Raw genomic sequence first — 18,356 nt, forward strand, 5'->3', positions numbered from 1 at the left:
ATCACCCCTCGTTTCGGTCGTCGCGAATCCGCGGAAAGGGATCACCCTTGGCCCACGGCGCGATCGGATTGCCCTGCCAACGAGTATGCGCGGGAACCGTATCGCCGCGCATCACCAGAGAGGCAGGCCCCACCGTCGCACCATCACCTATACCCGATGCAGGCAAAGCGACACAGTGCGGTCCCAGGGTTGCGCCTCTGCCGAGATCGACGGTGTCCATGGACATGATCCGATCATGGAACAGGTGCGTCTGCACAACGCACCCTCGGTTGACCGTCGCACCGTCGGCCAACGTCACCAGGTCGGCTTCGGGGAGCCAGTACGTCTCACACCACACGCCGCGGCCGATGTCCGCCCCGAGCCACCGCAGCCACATGTTGAGCACCGCAGTGCCCTCGGCGGCGCGCGCGAACCACGGTGCGGCGACGGTCTCGACGAACGTGTCGGCCACCTCGTTGCGCCAGACGAACGAACTCCACAGCGGATGGTCGGTCTTGCCGATCCGGCCCACCCACAGCCACTTCGCGGCCGCCGACACCGCTGCAGCGACGAAGCCGGCGACGAGCAACACGACACCGCTGAGCGCGGCAGCAAGCCAGTAGCCGATCGAGTCGGCAATCGCGGTCAGTCCGAACAGCACACCGAGGCCGATGCCGAACGTCACGACGACGGGAATCAGCCGGCACGTCTCGACGAGTGAACGGGCGATCTTCAACTTCCGAGGCGGGTCGAACGTGCGCGACGAGTCGGCACTGCCTGCCGCGCGGCGCAACCGGACCGGCGGACTACCGAGCCATGACGAGCCCGACTTCGCCTTGTCCGGAGTTGCCGACAGCACCGCAACGAGACCGTTCTTCGGGACGGTCCGCCCCGGTCCCGTCATGCCGGAGTTTCCGAGGAACGCCCGCTTGCCCACCTTGGCGTCGCCCAGGTGCATCCAGCCGCCGCCGAGTTCGTAGCTCGCGACCATGGTGTCGTCGGCGAGGAACGCGCCGTCGGCGACCGTGGTGAACTTGGGAATCATCAGCACTGTCGACGCCTCGACGTCCTTGCCGATCTTCGCGCCCAGCAACCGGAGCCAATGCGGTGTCAGCAGCGACGCGTAGAGCGGGAACAGGAAGGTGCGCGCCGAATCCATCAGGCGTTCGGTGGCCCACACCTGCCAGCCGATGCGGCTGCGCACGGGGTGGTAGCCGCCGACGAGCCCGATGCCGAGCAACCGCACCGCGACGACGGTGATCAGCGCGAACACCGCCAGCGACACCAGAGTGGCGACGGGCAGCATCACCAAGCCGCGCTCGAAGGCCCCCAGCACGGAGTCCGCGGTGTGAATCCACCAGCCCATCAGCACCAGGCTGACGCCGATGGAGAACAGGGCCATGCCGGAGAGGAACAGCGACGCGACGCCGTAGGCGAACACCCACTTGGTGGCGCGCGGCGGGGTCTCCGCCGGCCACGGATGATCGGCCTTGCCCACTTTCTGCGCGGGCGAGCCGGACCACATCTGGCCGGCCTTGACTCGTCCGACGACGGCGGAGCCGGCCGTCACGACCGCGTTCTTGCCGACCTTGGTGCCGGGCAGCAGCGTGGAGCGGGCGCCGACAGTGGCACCCGCACCGATCTCGATACCGCCGATGTAGACGAGGTCGCCGTCGATCCAATGACCGGACAGGTCGACTTCTGGTTCGATGGAGCAACCGTCGCCGAGTTCGAGCATGCCGGTCACGGGCGGCAGGGTGTGCAGGTCGACGCCCTTACCGATCTTCGAGCCGAGAGCGCGCGCGTAGTAGACCATCCACGGTGCACCCGAGAGGTTGGACGCGCCACTGGCATCGGTCAATCTCGTTGCTGCCCAAAGCCTTATGTGCATGCTGCCGCCGCGTCGATATGCGCCGGGTTTCAACCCCGCCAGCAGTATTCGCGAGCCGATCACCGAGATGGCCATGCGCCCGACCGGGGTGATGAACAGGACGAACGCGAGAAGAATCCACCACCACGACAGCGTCGGAGCCCACGGCACGTCGTCGAACCATGCCATGACGTTGAACAGCAGGCCGAGCCAGGTGACCCACTGCAACCCGGTCAGCGTCGTCAACGGCACGGTCGCCAGAATCTGCGCCCACTGCGCGGTGCGGGACGTCGGTGCCACGTCGCGGGGGATTGCCTCCACGACAGGCTTCAGGTCGTCCAGATACTGTGCCAGAGAACCCAACCGCGGGTGATCGTAGAGCTGCGCGACGGTGATCTCGGGGAACCGCTCGCGCAGTGCCGTCACCAGCTGAGCGGCCGACAGTGAACCGCCACCGTTGGCGAAGAAGTCGGCGTTCTCGTCGTTGACCTGAGCGCCGAGGATGTTGGTCCACAACTCGGCCACCCACCCCGCGGTACCTCCGAGCGCCGACGCGCCCGCCATGCCGGGCAGCGGCCACGGGAGCGCATTGCGGTCGACCTTGCCCGAGGTACGAGTGGGCATCTCGTCGACCAGCGCGAGCCGCGGTACGAGCGCCGACGGCAACTGCTCGGCCAACAAGGCGCGCGCGGCCTCCAGGTCGAAGTCGGGATTGGTACTGGCGAGATATCCCACCAGAACCGAGTTGCCCGCAGCGGTCTTGCGGACTGCCGCGGCCGCGCCGCCGACGCCCGGAAGTGCTTGCAGCGCATTGTCTATCTCGCCCAGCTCGATGCGTCGCCCGCCGAGCTTGACCTGGTCGTCGGCGCGGCCCTGGAACAGCAGTCCTTCGAGCTCGAGCTTCACCAGATCGCCGCTGCGATACGCCCGGTCCCACCCGAGAGACGGCATGGGCGCGTACTTCTCGGCGTCCTTGGCCGGATCGAGATACCGGGCGAGGCCGACGCCGCCGATGACGAGCTCGCCCACTTCGCCGACCGCCACCGGAGTGCCCGAGGCGTCGACGACCGCCAGATCCCAACCGTCCAGCGGTAATCCGATGCGGACCGGACCTTTACCGTCCATGATGGACGCGCACGCGACAACCGTCGCCTCGGTGGGGCCGTAGGTGTTCCAGACTTCCCGGCCTTCGACGGCCAGCCGCTCGGCCAGCTCGGGTGGGCATGCTTCGCCGCCGAAGATCAACAGCCGCACCGCTTCCAGTGCCACGGCGGGCCACAGTGACGCCAGCGTAGGCACCGTCGAGACGACGCTGACGTCTCGGGAGACGAGCCACGGACCGAGGTCGAAGCCGGATCGCACCAGGGAGCGCGGGGCGGGCACCAGGCAGGCGCCGTGCCGCCACGCCAGCCACATCTCCTCGCAGGAGGCGTCGAACGCGACCGACAGGCCGGCGAGCACTCGGTCGCCTGGTCCCAGCGGATCCTTCTGCAGGAACATCCGCGCCTCGGCGTCGACGAATGCCGCGGCGTTACGGTGGCTGACTGCAACACCTTTGGGGGTTCCGGTCGAACCCGAGGTGAAGATCACCCACGCGTCGTCCTCGGGTGTGGGCAGCTCGGGCACCGGAGTACCGGCACCCAGTTCGGGCGCATTCTGTTTCGGCGCGGTGCCGGCAGCGATTCCGCCCGCAGTGACGATGGCCGTCACCTGCGCCTCACCGAAGACCAATTCGGCGCGCTCTTCCGGATCGTCGGCGTCGACGGGTACGTACGCAGCCCCGACGTCGAGGATCGACAGAATCGCGACATAGAGCGAGAAGGACCCCGACGGCATCCTGATACCGACGCGGTCGCCGCGCCGGACACCGGCGTCGGCGAGCCACTGGGCGCCCTCGGCGATGTCGTCCAGCAGTTCGGCGTAGCTGACCGACACCGTCCCGTCGTCGATCGCGGGTGCATCAGGGAAGCGATCGGCGGTCTCCTGCAGTACGTCGATCAGTGTGCGGGCCGGCGGGGCAAGGGGCGAGCGGAGAAACGCGGCCGGAGCAGGTGCGATATCCGTGCTCGAACCCGGCAGATCGTTCTCTTGGTGCACAGGCAACCGGGTGTCCTTCTCGTTCGTTGGCAGATGACTCTTGTGGTGCTGGGGAAAGCAGCGCCGTTGGTTATCTCACGTTCTGTTTGCCAGCAGGTGAACGAGCGCGCCTTCCCACCGCGGAAATCCTACTGCTGTGTCGGAGCGATCCCCGGCTTGACAAAACCGTGGCGGGTTTGCCAGTGTCTTGACCACGGTCACGAGTACCAGCATCGAGCCCCGGCTTGCTGGTCGGCAACCCTCCTTCGCGGTGGGGTGCTCCGGGTGACGACCAGGCTGACACCGAAAAATCGGTGCGGCAAGCGCGGACTCGTTCACGAATATCTTCCGTTGCGGGTCCCTCGAACGTGAGGGCTTGATCTGTCATGACGTCTGTACTTTCCCGTCCCTGCACTCCTTTTGCCCCTGTTTCCGGCACGGAGTTGCAGGTTCCGTTGGTTCACGGCGGGACGTGCACCTACGCCAATTTCGATTACGCGGCCAGCGCGCCTGCGCTGTCCGCAGTGACCGATCGGATCGCGGAATTGCTGCCGTTCTATTCGAGCGTGCACCGCGGGGCCGGCTACGCGTCTCGGGTGTGCACCGCGGCGTACGAGAAGGCGCGCGAGACCGTAGCTGATTTCGTTGGTGCACAAACGAATTCAGTGGTCGTGTTCACACGCAACACCACCGATTCGCTCAATCTGCTGGCCGCGTGCGTGCCGGGGGACACCGTGGTGCTCGATATCGAACACCACGCCAACCTCCTGCCGTGGCGCAATCGCCGAGTGGTGGTCGCAGCATCGACGCTGGCCGAAACGCTCGCCCGGCTCGACGCCGAACTGGCTGCGAAACCTGCTGCGCTACTGGCCATCACGGGTGCATCGAACGTCACCGGCGAAGTGCTCCCCATCGCGCAACTGGCCGATCTCGCGCATCGCCACGGTGCCCGGATCGTCGTCGACGGCGCACAACTCGTTCCGCACCGTCGAGTGGACATCGCCGCACTCGGTGTGGACTATCTGGCGTTCTCCGGTCACAAGCTCTACGCTCCGTTCGGCGCGGGTGTGCTTGTGGGAAGCCGTGATTGGCTCGACGCGGGCGAGCCCCACCTGGCCGGCGGCGGTGCCGTGCGCAGTGTGACGATCGAGCACACCGACTGGGCTCCCGCACCGCAGCGTCACGAGGCGGGAACGCCCAACGTGCTCGGAGTCGCCGCGCTGGCGGCGGCGTGCGAGGCCATCGCGTCGTTCGACGAGGATGCCGCGACGGCGCACGAGCGGGAATTGTCCACCCGATTGCGGGACGGGTTGGCCGCACTGAAGGGTGTCGAACTGCTGCAGGTGTGGGCCGACGCGCCCGACGTCGTCGGCATCGTCACCTTCACCGTCGCCGGCCACGACCCCGGTGAAGTGGCGGCGTACCTGTCGGCCGAACACGGCATCGGAGTGCGCGACGGAAAGTTCTGCGCCCACCCGCTGCTGCGCCGGCTGGGTCACGCCGACGGTGCCGTGCGGGCCAGTATCGGTCTCGGCAGTTCCTCGGCCGACGTGGACCGACTCGTCGACGCCGTGGCAGCGTTCGTCGAGTCCGGGCCGACGTGGGATTACGCCGAAGAAGCCGGGTGGTGGAACCCCGTACCGGACCCTCGTCCCTTCCCCGCCCTGGCCGACGGGGCCGCCGGGGTTGGATCCCCGTGCAGCCCCACAGGCAGTTAGCATGGCGTCATGACCGTGAGTGTCGTGTCGCGTGGCAATCGCCACTGGTGCAACAGGTATGTCGATCTGTGCCGCACTGCGTCCGGGTCGTGTTCGAGTTCGGCTCCGCTCCGACCGCATGCGCATCCCGACCGACGAATCAGGACCACCACTCATGTCGCACAATCACACCCGCATAGCCATCGAATCCGCTGACGTCTGGACCGAGCTGACCGTCGGGCCCGAGGTGAACACCGTCAGAATCGTTGCCTCGGACCTGCGGGAAGCTCAGCAGCAACGCGCCCGGTTGCACGCGGAAGCCGTCGACCGCGGTGAATCGGCCGACAATCTCGCGGTCTTCCTCGATCTCGAGATCTACATCGCTGCCGACGCCAGGACGGCCCGTCGGGAATTCGCCGCACTCGACGCGCCGGCAAGCCCGTCGTCCATCCGCTACGTCGGTACCCCGTCGGGACTGGCGAGTTTGATCTCCGACGTCACCGCGGCCGACGTCGCCGACGGCGTGACGCTGCAGGTACACGGCGAGATCGAGCGGCAGTCGACGTTCCTGGCCGCGGGAGTGTTGCCGCTCCTCGAATCGCGCGGCACCCGCCTCGCCACCGACGTCGTCGACGCGATCCTCGGCGCACCCCGAATTGCCCCGACCCTTGCTTCCTAGGTCGATCGAGCTCAGGTGACGTCGATCGCCAGACCTGCGGTGATGCGCAGCAACTCGGAGTACGACGAGCGGAAGATCGTGTCGATGTGCCCGGCCGCGGCCCACAGTTCGGGGTGGGCCGCAAGGTCCTGATCGACGAACGTATCCAAATTCGTCGGATGGCCCACCGGAGCGATTCCCCCGATCGGCTGGCCGGTGGCGTGCTTGGCGGTACGCAGATCGGCCCGGGCGAGCGTGCCGCCGAGACGCTCACCGGTGTGCTCGAGATGAACATTGTGAGCCCCGGACACCAGGAGCAACACCGGCTCGTCGTCGAGCAGAAACACCATCGACTTCACGATCGCACCCACATCGACGCCCAACGCAGCTGCGGCATCGGCGGCGGTGTGGGTGCCCTCGGGACTGTTCACCACCACCCCGTGATGACCACGAGAAATCAGGGTGTCGGCAACATGGGCTGCATTCGGATGAAGTAGCCGGGACATGCCCCAACCCTATTGCCACACGACCGTTTACGCAGACAGGTCGAGATCACCGAACAGTCTCAATCGCGCCATTCCCCCGTCGGGGAAGATGTCCATTCGCACCTCCGACACCGGAGTGTCGTGGTCCAGAACGAAGCGATGCCGAGTGTCGGGCTGCAGTGTCGTTCGCGGCAAGAGTTCGATCCAGTCGCCGTCGCCCAGTCGCCCTTGCAGGGATGCCGCGCCGGGGGCGTTGCCCAGGAAGCAACTGGTGTCCAGCTCGGCCAGCCGGATTCGGCCCGTGCCGGCGAGCTGCACCTGCACCCAGTCGTTGGCGTCGTTGCGTCGACGCGAGGTCTCCCAGCCTTCGCCCATCGAGCGCGGCGGGCCGGGGAACAGCAGATTGTTGGGGGAGCTGTAGAACATGTTGGAGCAGGCCGAGACGTATGCGCCGTTCTCGAGCGCGGCCAGGTCGACGGGCCCGACGGCGAGGAACTTCGGGTCCGGGACGCCGCGGCCCAGTACTCGCAGCCGAGCGACGCCGCCGTCCGGGTAGATGGACAGCTTGACGTGCGTCCACCGGGCGTCGGACGCGACCTCGAATCGGTTCTCGCTGTCGCCATCGACGGCACTACGGGCGACGATGGTCGTCCATTCCGTGTCGTACAGCTCGGTCGGTGACGGGAATCCGGTCACCTCGGCGGCCTCGATCGAAACTTCCGGCGGATAGTTGCCGGTGAACCAGGACGTATCGACGATGACGGCCGACACGATGCCGGCAGCTCCGAGTCGCACGATCGCCTCGTCGTAGCCGGCCTCGCGTCGGCGCCGCGTCTCCCACCCGTCGTAGATCTGCCCCTTGTGCCCGAACGTCGCGGTCGAGTAGTCGGCTTTGCCCGGTGTGATCAGATTTTCCTTCTCGGCGAACGTCTCGTCGTTCGCCCACACCACTGCGCCACCGAGTGTGCGGACAGCGAGATCGGGCATCGGCAGAGGGAAGGTGGCAGTCATGGGATGCCACTTTACTGGCTCGGCATCGATTCACCGGCGCTGCGACGACGGCGCAGAACCGCTGCCGCAGCCATCAGCAGCACGCCGATCAGGATGTAGAGACCCAGTCCGAGTGCCGGCTGCCCGACCCCCGCACCCGAGAAGTACACGATGCTGCGCACTCCTTCGGTGCCGATGCCCGGGGTGATCCACCGGCCGATCGACGCGTACACATGCGGCAGTACGTTGGCCCCGAAAGCGCCTCCAGCGCTGGGATTTCCGAGGATGACGAACAGCACGATCGCCGCCGGTACCGCGGCCACTCCGATCAGGGCTCGCAGGCCCATCGTGAACAGTCCGGTGGCGAAGACGACCCCGGTGCCCAGCACGGTGAGCGGAAACCAGTGTCCGGCAAAGGTTCCGAGTACGTGGGTGGTCAGCAGTGCTCCCAGTGCGCCCGAGGCAATCGAGTACGCGGCGAGAATGCCGACGTGGACACAGGTTTCGCGTCGGGTCTTCGGTGCCCCGATGAGCAGACCGAAGGCGGCCGCGAGTAGGTAGCCGCCGACGACCCAGCCCACCGACAGGTAGAAGCCGGACAATCCTCGGTTGTCGTGCACACCGACCGGGATTTCGTCACGCACCACGAATTGGCGTCCCTGAGCGGCATCGACCTCGGTGAAGATCGATTCGAGGGCCGTCGCTACCGAGCTCCCGGCAGCACTCGCGGTGATCAGTGTGTCGGTGCCGCTCGAGCCGACGACATAGGCGCCGAGGATGTCCCGATCGCGGAGCAGGGTGCGAACCTCGGCGGTATCCGCTGCCGTACGCGCGTCGAGCGGTGCCCCGTCGATGGCGTCGAGGCGGTCGGCGGTCTGCTGGTCCAGGCCGGCGGGAAGCCCGGCCTCGGTCACCACAGCGATCGGAATCGCGTGGGGAGTCGGCTGATGGAACGCCGACACGTAGCTGAGGATGAAGCCGAGTTGCAGCACCAGCACTGCGGCGGCGAGTAGTGACATCTTGCGCATGAAAAGTGCTCCTGAACATGTCGAGACTCGAAGACCTTGTCGATACCCGAGGTATTCAATACTCTAGGTATCGTGAATGCCGAGCAGCAAGAAGAGTGGCGATCGACACAGCCACAGCGCAGGCCGCAGCGCACCGATGTGCGAGAGAGACTGCTCGCCGCAGCCGCCGACGAGTTCACCGAGCGCGGATACGCGGCGGCCAAGCTCACCGACATTGCCGATCGGGCCGGCTTCACGAAGGGGGCCGTGTACTCCAACTTCGATTCCAAGCAAGGGTTGTTCGCCGAACTGCTGGCACAGCGCTCACTCGATCTCGCCGCCCGAGTACTCGCTCACGTGTCCGACCTGGACCCACAGGCGGCTGCGGGAGCCGGCGGCGGCGAAATCGCGTCCTGGGTGGTCGCCGAGCCGCGGTGGCCGCTACTGACCGTCGAATTCGGGATTCTTGCGGGCCGTGACCCGGTGGTCGCCGAGCGTTACCGCACCGACCGCCGTGCCCTCCGCTCCGAGCTCGAACGACTCATCGCCGATCGAGCGGTGCAATGGGGTGTGGGGGAGGCGTTCGATGCTCGACGCCTCGCGATGTCCTTGGCTGCGTTGATCTCCGGATTGGCCGTGGAACATTCGGTGGATCCGGAGGAGATCGACCGGTCCGTCATCGCCGATGCCGTGTCGGAACTGTTCGCCGGAGCGATAGCCAGAGCACAGCTCGATTGAGGGCTGCGCTACCGGGTACTCCGGGTTCATGACTGCTCAGAATCCAGAACCCGATGAGACTGCCGGCCTCGAAGCGGGCGGTAGCGTGACGCCGGGCGATACTCCTCCAGCCGAGACAGCAGTCGGTGGGCCGAACCACGAACCGCCGCAGCGCAGTCGCGTGATGCCGATCGTCGTCATCGTTCTGGTGGCATTGTTGGCGATCGTGATCGCCGGTGGCCTGATCGGTCGAGTTGTCGGCCTGTTCGGCTGATTTCGCGGTGTCAGTACGGCGGCCAGCCGCCTTCGGGACCCAACAGTCGGCCGAGGCGACGGTGATCGATCTCGACCAACTCCCTGCGCATGACCAGCCGTTCGGTCGGTTCGTCGTTGTCGAGTCGATGGCCGAGCTCCATCAGCACGTCCCTGGGTTCGAAACCGTCGGGGGCCATCATCAGGTTCGAGACGTACCGCCAGCCGAATTTCGATTCGTACGCGCGCGCTGCGGCGCCCAGGGCGCTACGTGATCCTGCGTCCATGGTCGTACACATCTTGTTCGGCTCGGGCAGCGTCGCGGCCAAGGCGTCGATGACGTTGTCGGACAACTCGTTCAGCTCGGCGGCCGCCGCGGTGAACAACTCGTCCCGCGACCGGTACGGGCGGCCGTCGGCGAGACGTGAGGCCCAGGCAACCGAGCAACAGCACTCGTAGAGCGCGTGTACCGCCTTGCGACGCGGCAGATCGTTGAATGTCTCGAGACCCAACCCCTGATGCATCAACATGCATGAATGATGAGGGACCGGAGTCGGCCATTGCCATAGCTGAGCAGGCTCTTAGCGCAGACGTTACTCGGCGTAACACGCCCTGTGGGTACTGCTGCGTCTGCCGCTAGGCTCGCAGGCATGACCGAACGGAACTGGACCGCATTCTCTGTGGAGATCGCAGACCACATCGCGCACGTGACACTTCTCGGGCCGAACAAGGGCAACGCCATGGGCCCTGATTTCTGGAGCGAATGCCCAGAACTGTTCGACCGACTCGATGCCGATCCAGAGGTACGGGCCGTGGTTCTCGCGGGCTCCGGAAGGAACTTCACCTACGGTCTCGACCTGCCGGCCATGGCAGGAACGTTCGGGCCGCTGATGGCCGACCAAGCACTCGCCGGACCCAGGACCACGTTCCACGACACCATCAAGACGATGCAGAAGGCCGTCAACGCCGTGGCGGACTGCCGCAAGCCCGTCGTCGCCGCAGTGCAGGGTTGGTGCATCGGTGGCGGCGTCGACCTCATCACCGCCGCCGACGTGCGATATGCCAGCGCCGACGCGAAATTCAGCGTCCGCGAGGTGCGTGTCGCGATCGTCGCCGACATGGGATCTCTCGCTCGACTCCCCGCAATCATCGGCGACGGCCACCTGCGTGAGCTCGCGTTGACCGGCAAGGACATCGACGCGGCGCGCGCCGAGAAGATCGGCCTGGTCAACGACGTGTTCGAGGACCACGATGCCGTCCTCGCGGCCGCCCGCGAGTGCGCCGCGGCCATTGCTGCGAACCCGCCCCTGGTGGTGCAGGGCATCAAGACCGTCCTCGACCATTCCCGGTCGGCGAGCGTCGACGACTCGCTGAGATTCGTCGCGGCCTGGAACGCGGCTTTCCTCGCCTCGCACGATCTCACCGAGGCCATCACCTCGGTATTCGAGAAGCGTCCGGCCCAATTCACCGGTAGCTGACGTGGTCGAATTCGCCGAAGAGCTGGGTACACAGCTGGTTCGGCTGCAGCGGATTCGGGAGCGCAACATCGCGCAGATCTCGTCCTCGGGCGGCGTCGACGGTGCCGCCTACGTATGCCTGTTCCGCCTGCTGCGCGACGGACCGATGCGGTCCAGCGAGCTCGCCGCGATGGTCAACTCGGACCCGTCCACGGTCAGCAGGCAGGTAGGCCAGCTGGTCGAGCGAGGACATGTCGCTCGGGTACCCGACGAACGTGACGGGCGGGCATTCGTTCTGGCCGTCACCCCGTCCGGCGAGGAAGCTGCAGCCGCCATCCAGCAACGCCGTACCGAGAACCTCGGACGAGTCATCGAAGGATGGGCCGAGGAGGATCGGGCGAAGCTGGTCGGTCTGCTGGACCGATTCTTGACCGATTACGAGACCATCAGACCGGACCTGCCCACTCAACGCCCGGGTAACGTCTGAGCCTCGGACTCCGAGAACTCGGTGCCGACGGTCGAGTCGTTTCGTACGCTCGAGCCCTGCCTCGACGGCCGGGGCGCGACGCCGTCGTACGCGGATGCTCGGACTGCTCGGAACGGACGGAGGGGACGCGATGCCAACCGATCACGACGTACCCTCCCCGTCGTCCGAGATCGGACCCCGATCGGGCTCGATCCGGCTCGAGCGTCGCGTGGCCAGGGGTATCGCAGTGCTCGTCCCGTCGTTCGGCGTGATCGGCGCGATCATCATGCTGTCGGACGACGGTCCGGTGGGTACGACGGCCGTGCTGATCTGCACGATCGTGCTGCTCTCCACCCTGCCGGTGGGAGCGTGGTGGTGGTTACGGTCGGTGGACGCCTCGCACATGCCCGGATGGTTCGTGATCTATGCGGACGTGGGGGTGTCGGGGCTACTGCTGACCTTTGCGGACCGGGACCTGGCTCTGTACGGGGCTGCCCTGTTCTCGGTGATCGGCACCTACATCGCGTACTTCTCCCGCCGCAACGTACTGAAATTTCACACGGCGTTCGTCAACGCCGTCATTCTGCTGCTCGCGGTTCTGGCCGTCCTCGAACGCCCGGACGACCCGGCCTCGATCGTCGCGCGCGCTCTCGTCACGGTGCTCGTGGTCAACTCGGTGCTCGCCTTTCGCGCCGTCATCCAACGCCAGCTCGACCTCGCCAACACCGACTCTCTGACGGGCCTGCTCAATCGGCGCGGTCTGGAACTGCGGCTCGAGCGGATGCTGGGCAGATTGGCCGACACTGAATCCGTGGCGTTGATGGTGGTCGATCTGGACCAGTTCAAGCGGGTCAACGACACCTTCGGCCACGCGATGGGTGACCGGGTTCTTCGCCGGACAGCGCGGCGGCTGAGCGCTGTCACCGGTAGACGTCCGTGCGTGGCGCGGACCGGAGGTGAAGAGTTCACGATTGCCGTTCCGGTCGACGCCGACTCCGCGAAACACCTGGCCGACGACATTCGCGAGGCGGTGCACGATCCAGGCGACGACGTGCCGGTGACGGTCAGCATCGGGGTCGCGATACTCGATGCCGGCCGGTGGCGGTCGGCCGATTCGACCTACGAGTCGGCCGAGTTGATGCACAACGGACTGCTCGACGCCGACGCAGCGATGTACGAGTCGAAACACGCGGGTGGAAACAAAGCAACGGTGTACACCGGCACCTGACATGCCGATGTACACCGTTGGTCGTTCCCGGGAAACGTTCTGGGGAGAACGATTCGAGCCTTCAGCGCAGAGCGCTCTTCGGGTCGTTCCACAGCTGGTCGGTGAAATCCTCCAACGCGACGAGCACGATGGTGTCCTCGGTGCGCCTGAGAATCGACTTGCTGGCCCGCACCTGAACGATGTCGCCGGTCTTGTCGGTCATCCGCCACAGGGAGTCCGCACGGGTGGCGACGGTGGTCAGGAACATCTCCGCGACGTTCACGCCCTCCGGAGCTCGATCCGGGAAGATGTCGTGCAGGTGGAAGTCCTCTCGTTCTGTCCGGTCGAGTCCGAACAGATCGTCGAAGGCCTCGTTCGCGAACACGATGGCACCGGTGGGATCGACAGCCAGAATCGGTACCGGGATCCGGTCGAGAACGACGGTCACCGGCAGATCGGGGAACTGGGTCGGGTCCGATATCGGCCGCGACTCCAGATTGCGCCGATCACCGGCGGTGCCGTTGGAAGTGCTGTCGGTCATACGTCTCCCCAAACTGTGGTTCGTCGGCTCACGGCCGAAACGAGGTGTTGTGATGCCGAAAGGATCAGTGACCCGGATTGTCCGTCAAACGCTTGAAGGACGCAGCGATTTCGGCCTCGGCTTCTGCGCGACCCACCCAGTCTGCACCGGTGACGTGCTTGTTGGGTTCGAGATCCTTGTAATGGACGAAGAAATGCTTGATCGCGTCGAGCTCGAAGGTCGAGACGTCGCTCAGATCCTGGATGTGATCCCAGCGGGTGTCGCCGGCCGGCACACACAGCACCTTGTCGTCGCCGCCTGCTTCGTCGACCATCTTGAACATGGCCACCGGGCGGGCCTCGACGATGACACCGGGGTACACCGACTCGGGCAGCAGCACCAGCGCGTCGAGCGGATCGCCGTCCTCGCCCAGGGTGTTCTCGATGAAGCCGTAGTCGGCCGGATACGCCATCGCGGTGTAGAGGTAGCGGTCGAGGCGAACACGTCCGGTGACGTGGTCGACCTCGTACTTGTTGCGCTGCCCCTTGGGGATCTCGATGGTGACGTCGAACGACACGTGCAGTCCTCACTGTCTTGGTTCGAGCCCGAACGGGCTCGAGTGGTTTGCGAATGTCTCTATGGTGGCGGCGCAAGGCTACCGGACCCGAGGATACTGTTGACTCGATGATCATGGGTACGACCACGGCAATGACGGAGGAACGGTGGCGGGGCTGACACGGCGATTCCTCGGTCCCATGGCGGGGCGCAGACGCAGGAAGAAGCGGTTGATCCTCACGCTGTGCGCGGTGTTCGTCGTGGTCCTTGCCGTCACGACCGCCGCTCTGGTGCTGCCCAGGGTCTCCGAGAGTGCCGACGCCGCGATCGCACCCCCACCCGAGACGGTGCTGCCGAACCCGTCGATCACCGCGTTCCCGGACTCGGCCCCGGTGCCGAGCGCAGCCGGTCTCGCAGGCGCGCTCGCACCCGTCGTGGACGACGCCGCGCTCGGCACCTTCACCGGAACCGTGGCCGACGCGCAGACCGGCCAGATCCTGTGGTCGCAGAATCCCGACACGCCCATGACTCCCGCATCGACGACCAAGGTGCTCACGGCAGCGGCCGCGATGCTCGCGCTTCCGTCCGACCACCGCGTCGCGACCCGGGTGGTCCAGGGCAGCGGTGAGGGCAACATCGTGCTGATCGCCGGCGGCGACCCCACGCTCACCGCCCTGCCGGTGGGTACGACCGGGTTCTATCCGGGAGCGGCACGCATCGACGACCTGGTGGAGCAGATCCGTCGCAGCGGAACCGCAGTACGCAGCATCAGCGTCGACACGTCCATCTACTCCGGCGACACAATGGCCCAGGGCTGGTTCCCGGCCGACATCGCCGCCGGATCGATCACCCCGATCGAACCGATCATGCTCGACGGCGGCCGCTCGAACCCCCTCGTCGACGAATCGCCGCGCAGCACCACGCCTGCCCTCGATGCCGGCCGCGCCCTCGCCGCGGGACTCGGCGTCGACCCCGCTGCGGTGACGACGGGCAAGGCGGCGGAGGGTGCCGATCAGATCGCATCGGTGCAGTCGGCCCCGTTGCGGGATCGGCTGCAGCAGATGATCTATCGGTCCGACAACGTGCTGGCCGAAGCGGTGGGCCGAGAACTCTCGCTCGAGATGAACACGGCGGCAAGCTTTTCCGGGGCGGTGGCGTCCATCGGCCAGACCCTGTTCTCGGCCGGCTTCGACATGGCCGGTCTGGCGTTGCAGGATGCGAGCGGACTGTCGGTCGACGGCAGGATTCCCGCGCGCCTGCTCGATCAGGTGCTGACGTCGGCAGCCGGGAGCGGTCAACCGGCACTGCGGCCCATGCTCGACTACCTACCGGTCGCCGGTGCCACCGGAACGCTGTCCGATCGGTACGCCTCGGGTGATCGTACCGGTGCCGGCTGGGTCCGAGCGAAGACCGGAACTCTCTCCGCTGCAAGCGCTTTGGCGGGATACGTCGTCGACGTCGACGGCCGGATCCTGACGTTCGCCCTGATGTCCAACGACCGGCCACCCGATGTCAGTCGACCCGCCCTCGATGCCGTCGCATCGACCCTGAGAATGTGTGGTTGCCGATGAGCACCGAAACAGCAACCGCCGACGACAACGACGCCACGTCCGGGTTCGCCGGCGCAGTCGACTGGGCGGTGGCCGCGAAGGCCGGAGCGAGATTGGCCCGCCCGGGACCGGCCACCTCGCGATACACCGCCGACGCGGCCGTGGAAGAGCTTGCCGCAGCATCGATTCGGGCCGAGGGTCCGGTGCGGGAGACGACAGGCCTGGCCGATGGCCTGCCGGTGCCCGACGCCCAGGTGGTCGATCGAGCAGGATGGATCGCAGCGGCGGCCGCGTCGATGAAGCACCTCACCGGGGACGAGAACGAGGCACCCCCGACCGGTCTGCTCGGTGGCAAGCCCGCCGGGTTGCAGGCCGGTGCCATGCTCGCGTTCCTGTCCAGTGCCATTCTGGGACAGTACGATCCGTTCACCGGTGAGAGCGGCACCCTGCTGCTGGTCGCACCCAACGTGATCGCCGTCGAACGTGCACTTCGCGTCTCACCCAGTGATTTTCGGCTCTGGGTATGCCTGCACGAGGTGACCCACCGAGTGCAGTTCTCCTCCGCGCCGTGGCTCGGGCAGTACATGCGGGACAACGTCGGATTGCTCTCCGACGGCACCGACGAGCCGATGTCCGATGTCCTCACTCGGTTGAGCGGCGCTCTGAAGGCCAGGAAGAACCCCGGCGGATCCGCCGAGGACGCCGGCATCATCGGTCTGCTCCGCGCGACCCAGCCCGAGCCGCAGCGGCAGGCGATCGACCGGCTTCTCGTTCTCGGAACACTGCTCGAAGGTCACGCCGACCACGTCATGGACGCCGTCGGACCGGCCGTCGTGCCGTCGGTGGTGCAGATCCGCCGCGCATTCGATCGGCGACGCCAACGCAAGGTCAACCCCGTGCAACGCGTCGTGCGCACACTGCTCGGGATGGACGCGAAGATGGCGCAATACGTACGCGGCAAGGCATTCGTCGATCACGTCGTCGGCTCGGTGGGAATGGAACGCTTCAACACGGTGTGGACCGGGCCGGACACTCTGCCGTTGCTGTCGGAGATCGAGGACCCGGATGCGTGGGTCGCGCGAGTCCTTGGCTGAGCCTGCGGAACGACCCATGCTGCCCGAGTCTCCGGCGTTGCTGGAGGTTCGGCGTGCAGTGCGGGGTTGGTTGGCGGCGCATCCCGGCCCGGTAGCGGTGGCGCTGTCCGGTGGTGCGGATTCACTGGCGCTCACTGCGGCGACGGCAGCCGAGGCTCCGAACGTGACGGCGCTGATCGTCGATCATGGGCTTCAGGCGGGATCCGCGGAGGTGGCTGCCGTCGCCGCCGAGCGTGCCCGGTTGCTGGGCGTCGACGACGCCCGAGTGCTGACAGTGACCGTGGCCGGTTCGGGCGGGATGGAAGCCGCGGCTCGCCGAGCCCGATACGACGCATTGGACGGCGCGCGCGGCGAAGCCTCGGTACTGGTGGCGCACACTCTCGACGACCAGGCGGAGACGGTGCTGCTGGGCCTCGGTCGCGGCTCGGGGCCGCGGTCCATCGCCGGAATGGCAGCGTTCGACGACCCGTGGGGTCGCCCGCTCCTCGGGGTGCGCCGCGCCGTGACGCGAGCCGCGTGCGCGGAGCTGGAACTCGAACCGTTCGAAGATCCGCACAATTCCGATCCCGACTTCACCCGGGTGCGACTACGCCACGAGGTGTTGCCGTTGCTCGAGGACGTGCTCGGTGGGGGCGTCGCTCCGGCTCTGGCCCGCACGGCCGAGCAGCTGCAGGACGACGGCCGGGCGCTCGACGCCATCGCCGCGGCCGTCGTCGATACGAACACGCGCGAGTTGGACGTCTCGGCGATCGAATCGTCCGACCCTGCGATCCGCCGCCGAGTGGTGCGGCGGTGGCTCCTCGGCCGGGGTGTGACGTCGTTGTCGGACCGTCAGATCCGGGCTGTCGATGCGCTCGTCGTGCGCTGGACCGGGCAGGGCGGAGTTGCGCTGCCTGGGGGAACGCCGGAGGCGAGGTTGGTGTGCTCGCGTCGGCATGGCAGGCTGAGCGTCGGCCTGGAGAACGAATGAAGGGAAACCCCGTGTACGAGGGCGACATCGAATCGGTTCTCATTTCCGAGGAACAGATCAAAACACGGACCGCGGAACTCGCAGAGGAAATTGCCAAGCGGTATCCCGAGGGTGCTCCCGAAGGCGACTTGCTGCTGGTCGGCGTTCTCAAGGGCGCGATCATGTTCATGACCGACTTCGCGCGGGCCCTGCCCATCCCGGCGCAGCTCGAGTTCATGGCGGTGAGCTCCTACGGCTCGTCGACGTCGTCCTCCGGCGTCGTCCGGATTCTCAAGGACCTCGACCGCGACATCACCGGACGTCACGTGCTGATCGTCGAGGACATCATCGACTCGGGTCTGACACTGAGCTGGCTCAAGCGCAACCTGGCGACCCGGTCGCCCGCCTCGCTGTCGGTGGTGACGTTGCTGCGTAAGCCCGACGCGATCAAGGTCGACGTCGAGGTCGCGAACGTGGGCTTCGACATCCCCAACGAGTTCGTCGTCGGCTACGGCCTCGATTACAACGAGCGATACCGCGATCTGCCGTACATCGGTCTGCTGGACCCGAAGGTGTACAGCTGATCCGAGTTCTTTCGGCTCCGCCCGTGTCGCTGCGCTGGACCGTCCGTCAATGGACCATTGCCGCGCCGAGACGTATGCAATGGTCCATCGATCCGGATAGTGTGCGGCGATACACGGGGAACTGCCGGGGGAGTGCAGTCGTTGGAGGGGAAGAAGCGTCGACGCCGACAGGCGCGTGGACGCAGAGCGCCAGGTAAGAGCGAGTCCGATGTCCGAGTCTCGCGGTAGCCTGGAGTATCCGGC

At 66.6% G+C, this 18,356-nt stretch carries 18 protein-coding genes and 1 riboswitch; of the genes, 11 read left to right on the plus strand and 7 right to left on the minus strand.

Annotated features, from left to right (window positions below):
- Position 1 precedes the first annotated feature (1 nt).
- The gene (locus tag J2X62_RS17615) at positions 2-3,946 is read right to left on the minus strand and encodes a Pls/PosA family non-ribosomal peptide synthetase (RefSeq protein WP_310182463.1); all 3,945 of its coding nucleotides are present in this window, start codon (positions 3,944-3,946) and stop codon (positions 2-4) included.
- A gap of 195 nt (positions 3,947-4,141) precedes the next feature.
- Positions 4,142-4,257: riboswitch (SAM riboswitch) on the plus strand.
- A gap of 54 nt (positions 4,258-4,311) precedes the next feature.
- Here J2X62_RS17615 and J2X62_RS17620 point away from each other — a divergent pair.
- The gene (locus tag J2X62_RS17620; protein ID WP_310182257.1) at positions 4,312-5,643 is read left to right on the plus strand and encodes an aminotransferase class V-fold PLP-dependent enzyme; all 1,332 of its coding nucleotides are present in this window, start codon (positions 4,312-4,314) and stop codon (positions 5,641-5,643) included.
- 154 nt (positions 5,644-5,797) lie between these two features.
- Positions 5,798-6,301: a hypothetical protein gene (locus J2X62_RS17625; protein ID WP_094715249.1), complete on the plus strand. Its 504-nt coding sequence runs from the start codon at positions 5,798-5,800 to the stop codon at positions 6,299-6,301.
- An 11-nt stretch (positions 6,302-6,312) separates the two neighbouring features.
- Here J2X62_RS17625 and J2X62_RS17630 read toward each other — a convergent pair whose 3' ends face one another.
- The 3 genes from J2X62_RS17630 to J2X62_RS17640 are packed head-to-tail and all read right to left on the minus strand — an operon-like array spanning position 6,313 to position 8,783.
- Positions 6,313-6,786, minus strand: a complete 474-nt coding sequence (locus J2X62_RS17630) for a YbaK/EbsC family protein (protein WP_094642930.1) — start codon at positions 6,784-6,786, stop codon at positions 6,313-6,315.
- Between the two features lie 27 nt (positions 6,787-6,813).
- Positions 6,814-7,776 (minus strand): allantoicase, encoded by a 963-nt coding sequence (gene alc / locus J2X62_RS17635; protein WP_310182258.1) that lies wholly within the window; start codon positions 7,774-7,776, stop codon positions 6,814-6,816.
- 11 nt (positions 7,777-7,787) lie between these two features.
- On the minus strand, positions 7,788-8,783 hold the full coding sequence (locus tag J2X62_RS17640) for a hypothetical protein (RefSeq protein ID WP_032386064.1): 996 nt from the start codon (positions 8,781-8,783) through the stop codon (positions 7,788-7,790).
- 72 nt (positions 8,784-8,855) lie between these two features.
- On the opposite strand from J2X62_RS17640, the gene J2X62_RS17645 reads away from it, so the two are divergent.
- Together J2X62_RS17645 and J2X62_RS17650 are read left to right on the plus strand one after the other, a co-directional pair.
- Positions 8,856-9,500 carry a TetR/AcrR family transcriptional regulator gene (locus J2X62_RS17645; RefSeq protein ID WP_179273890.1) on the plus strand — a complete coding sequence of 215 codons (645 nt, stop codon included), beginning with the start codon at positions 8,856-8,858 and terminating at the stop codon, positions 9,498-9,500.
- A gap of 28 nt (positions 9,501-9,528) precedes the next feature.
- On the plus strand, positions 9,529-9,753 hold the full coding sequence (locus tag J2X62_RS17650) for a DUF6480 family protein (protein ID WP_027494384.1): 225 nt from the start codon (positions 9,529-9,531) through the stop codon (positions 9,751-9,753).
- 10 nt (positions 9,754-9,763) lie between these two features.
- Here the strand turns inward: J2X62_RS17650 and J2X62_RS17655 are convergent, their stop codons facing one another.
- Positions 9,764-10,261, minus strand: coding sequence for a 2-oxo-4-hydroxy-4-carboxy-5-ureidoimidazoline decarboxylase (locus tag J2X62_RS17655; RefSeq protein WP_032364483.1), 498 nt, complete (start codon positions 10,259-10,261; stop codon positions 9,764-9,766).
- Between the two features lie 120 nt (positions 10,262-10,381).
- Here J2X62_RS17655 and J2X62_RS17660 point away from each other — a divergent pair, with 120 nt between their 5' ends.
- From J2X62_RS17660 to J2X62_RS17670, 3 genes are all read left to right on the plus strand, one after another.
- Complete coding sequence (locus J2X62_RS17660; protein WP_027494382.1) at positions 10,382-11,209, plus strand: crotonase/enoyl-CoA hydratase family protein; 828 nt, start codon at positions 10,382-10,384, stop codon at positions 11,207-11,209.
- Between the two features lies 1 nt (position 11,210).
- Positions 11,211-11,675, plus strand: coding sequence for a MarR family winged helix-turn-helix transcriptional regulator (locus J2X62_RS17665; RefSeq protein ID WP_032364482.1), 465 nt, complete (start codon positions 11,211-11,213; stop codon positions 11,673-11,675).
- Positions 11,676-11,805: 130 nt separating this feature from the next.
- Positions 11,806-12,882: a GGDEF domain-containing protein gene (locus J2X62_RS17670; protein ID WP_032364716.1), complete on the plus strand. Its 1,077-nt coding sequence runs from the start codon at positions 11,806-11,808 to the stop codon at positions 12,880-12,882.
- Positions 12,883-12,943: 61 nt separating this feature from the next.
- On the opposite strand, the gene J2X62_RS17675 is transcribed toward J2X62_RS17670, so the two are convergent.
- Complete coding sequence (locus tag J2X62_RS17675) at positions 12,944-13,402, minus strand: PAS domain-containing protein (protein ID WP_027494379.1); 459 nt, start codon at positions 13,400-13,402, stop codon at positions 12,944-12,946.
- 64 nt (positions 13,403-13,466) lie between these two features.
- The gene (locus J2X62_RS17680) at positions 13,467-13,958 is read right to left on the minus strand and encodes an inorganic diphosphatase (protein ID WP_027494378.1); all 492 of its coding nucleotides are present in this window, start codon (positions 13,956-13,958) and stop codon (positions 13,467-13,469) included.
- A gap of 178 nt (positions 13,959-14,136) precedes the next feature.
- On the opposite strand from J2X62_RS17680, the gene dacB reads away from it, so the two are divergent.
- The 4 genes from dacB to hpt are packed head-to-tail and all read left to right on the plus strand — an operon-like array spanning position 14,137 to position 18,113.
- A complete protein-coding gene (gene dacB, locus J2X62_RS17685) occupies positions 14,137-15,507 on the plus strand; it encodes a D-alanyl-D-alanine carboxypeptidase/D-alanyl-D-alanine-endopeptidase (protein ID WP_052053284.1) in 1,371 nt (456 codons plus the stop codon).
- Positions 15,504-16,580, plus strand: coding sequence for a zinc-dependent metalloprotease (locus J2X62_RS17690; RefSeq protein WP_094642934.1), 1,077 nt, complete (start codon positions 15,504-15,506; stop codon positions 16,578-16,580). The genes dacB and J2X62_RS17690 overlap by 4 nt, the downstream gene beginning before the upstream one ends.
- Positions 16,581-16,596: 16 nt before the next feature.
- Positions 16,597-17,550: a tRNA lysidine(34) synthetase TilS gene (tilS, locus tag J2X62_RS17695; RefSeq protein WP_310182263.1), complete on the plus strand. Its 954-nt coding sequence runs from the start codon at positions 16,597-16,599 to the stop codon at positions 17,548-17,550.
- An 11-nt stretch (positions 17,551-17,561) separates the two neighbouring features.
- Entirely contained in the window at positions 17,562-18,113 is a 552-nt protein-coding gene (hpt, locus tag J2X62_RS17700) for a hypoxanthine phosphoribosyltransferase (protein ID WP_027494374.1), read from the plus strand.
- The last annotated feature ends 243 nt before the right edge of the window (positions 18,114-18,356 follow it).

The organism is Rhodococcus sp. 3258 (assembly GCF_031456475.1).
GTDB classification, from domain to species: domain Bacteria; phylum Actinomycetota; class Actinomycetes; order Mycobacteriales; family Mycobacteriaceae; genus Rhodococcoides; species Rhodococcoides fascians.

Bases quoted from the DNA above. Each gene is read 5' to 3' on its own strand.
- J2X62_RS17620 (WP_310182257.1), top strand. From the start codon at position 4,312: ATGACGTCTGTACTTTCCCGTCCCTGCACTCCTTTTGCCCCTGTTTCC.
- J2X62_RS17625 (WP_094715249.1), top strand. From the start codon at position 5,798: ATGTCGCACAATCACACCCGCATAGCCATCGAATCCGCTGACGTCTGG.
- J2X62_RS17630 (WP_094642930.1), bottom strand. From the start codon at position 6,786: ATGTCCCGGCTACTTCATCCGAATGCAGCCCATGTTGCCGACACCCTG.
- alc (WP_310182258.1), bottom strand. From the start codon at position 7,776: ATGACTGCCACCTTCCCTCTGCCGATGCCCGATCTCGCTGTCCGCACA.
- J2X62_RS17640 (WP_032386064.1), bottom strand. From the start codon at position 8,783: ATGCGCAAGATGTCACTACTCGCCGCCGCAGTGCTGGTGCTGCAACTC.
- J2X62_RS17650 (WP_027494384.1), top strand. From the start codon at position 9,529: ATGACTGCTCAGAATCCAGAACCCGATGAGACTGCCGGCCTCGAAGCG.
- J2X62_RS17655 (WP_032364483.1), bottom strand. From the start codon at position 10,261: ATGTTGATGCATCAGGGGTTGGGTCTCGAGACATTCAACGATCTGCCG.
- J2X62_RS17660 (WP_027494382.1), top strand. From the start codon at position 10,382: ATGACCGAACGGAACTGGACCGCATTCTCTGTGGAGATCGCAGACCAC.
- J2X62_RS17670 (WP_032364716.1), top strand. From the start codon at position 11,806: ATGCCAACCGATCACGACGTACCCTCCCCGTCGTCCGAGATCGGACCC.
- J2X62_RS17675 (WP_027494379.1), bottom strand. From the start codon at position 13,402: ATGACCGACAGCACTTCCAACGGCACCGCCGGTGATCGGCGCAATCTG.
- dacB (WP_052053284.1), top strand. From the start codon at position 14,137: ATGGCGGGGCGCAGACGCAGGAAGAAGCGGTTGATCCTCACGCTGTGC.
- J2X62_RS17690 (WP_094642934.1), top strand. From the start codon at position 15,504: ATGAGCACCGAAACAGCAACCGCCGACGACAACGACGCCACGTCCGGG.
- tilS (WP_310182263.1), top strand. From the start codon at position 16,597: ATGCTGCCCGAGTCTCCGGCGTTGCTGGAGGTTCGGCGTGCAGTGCGG.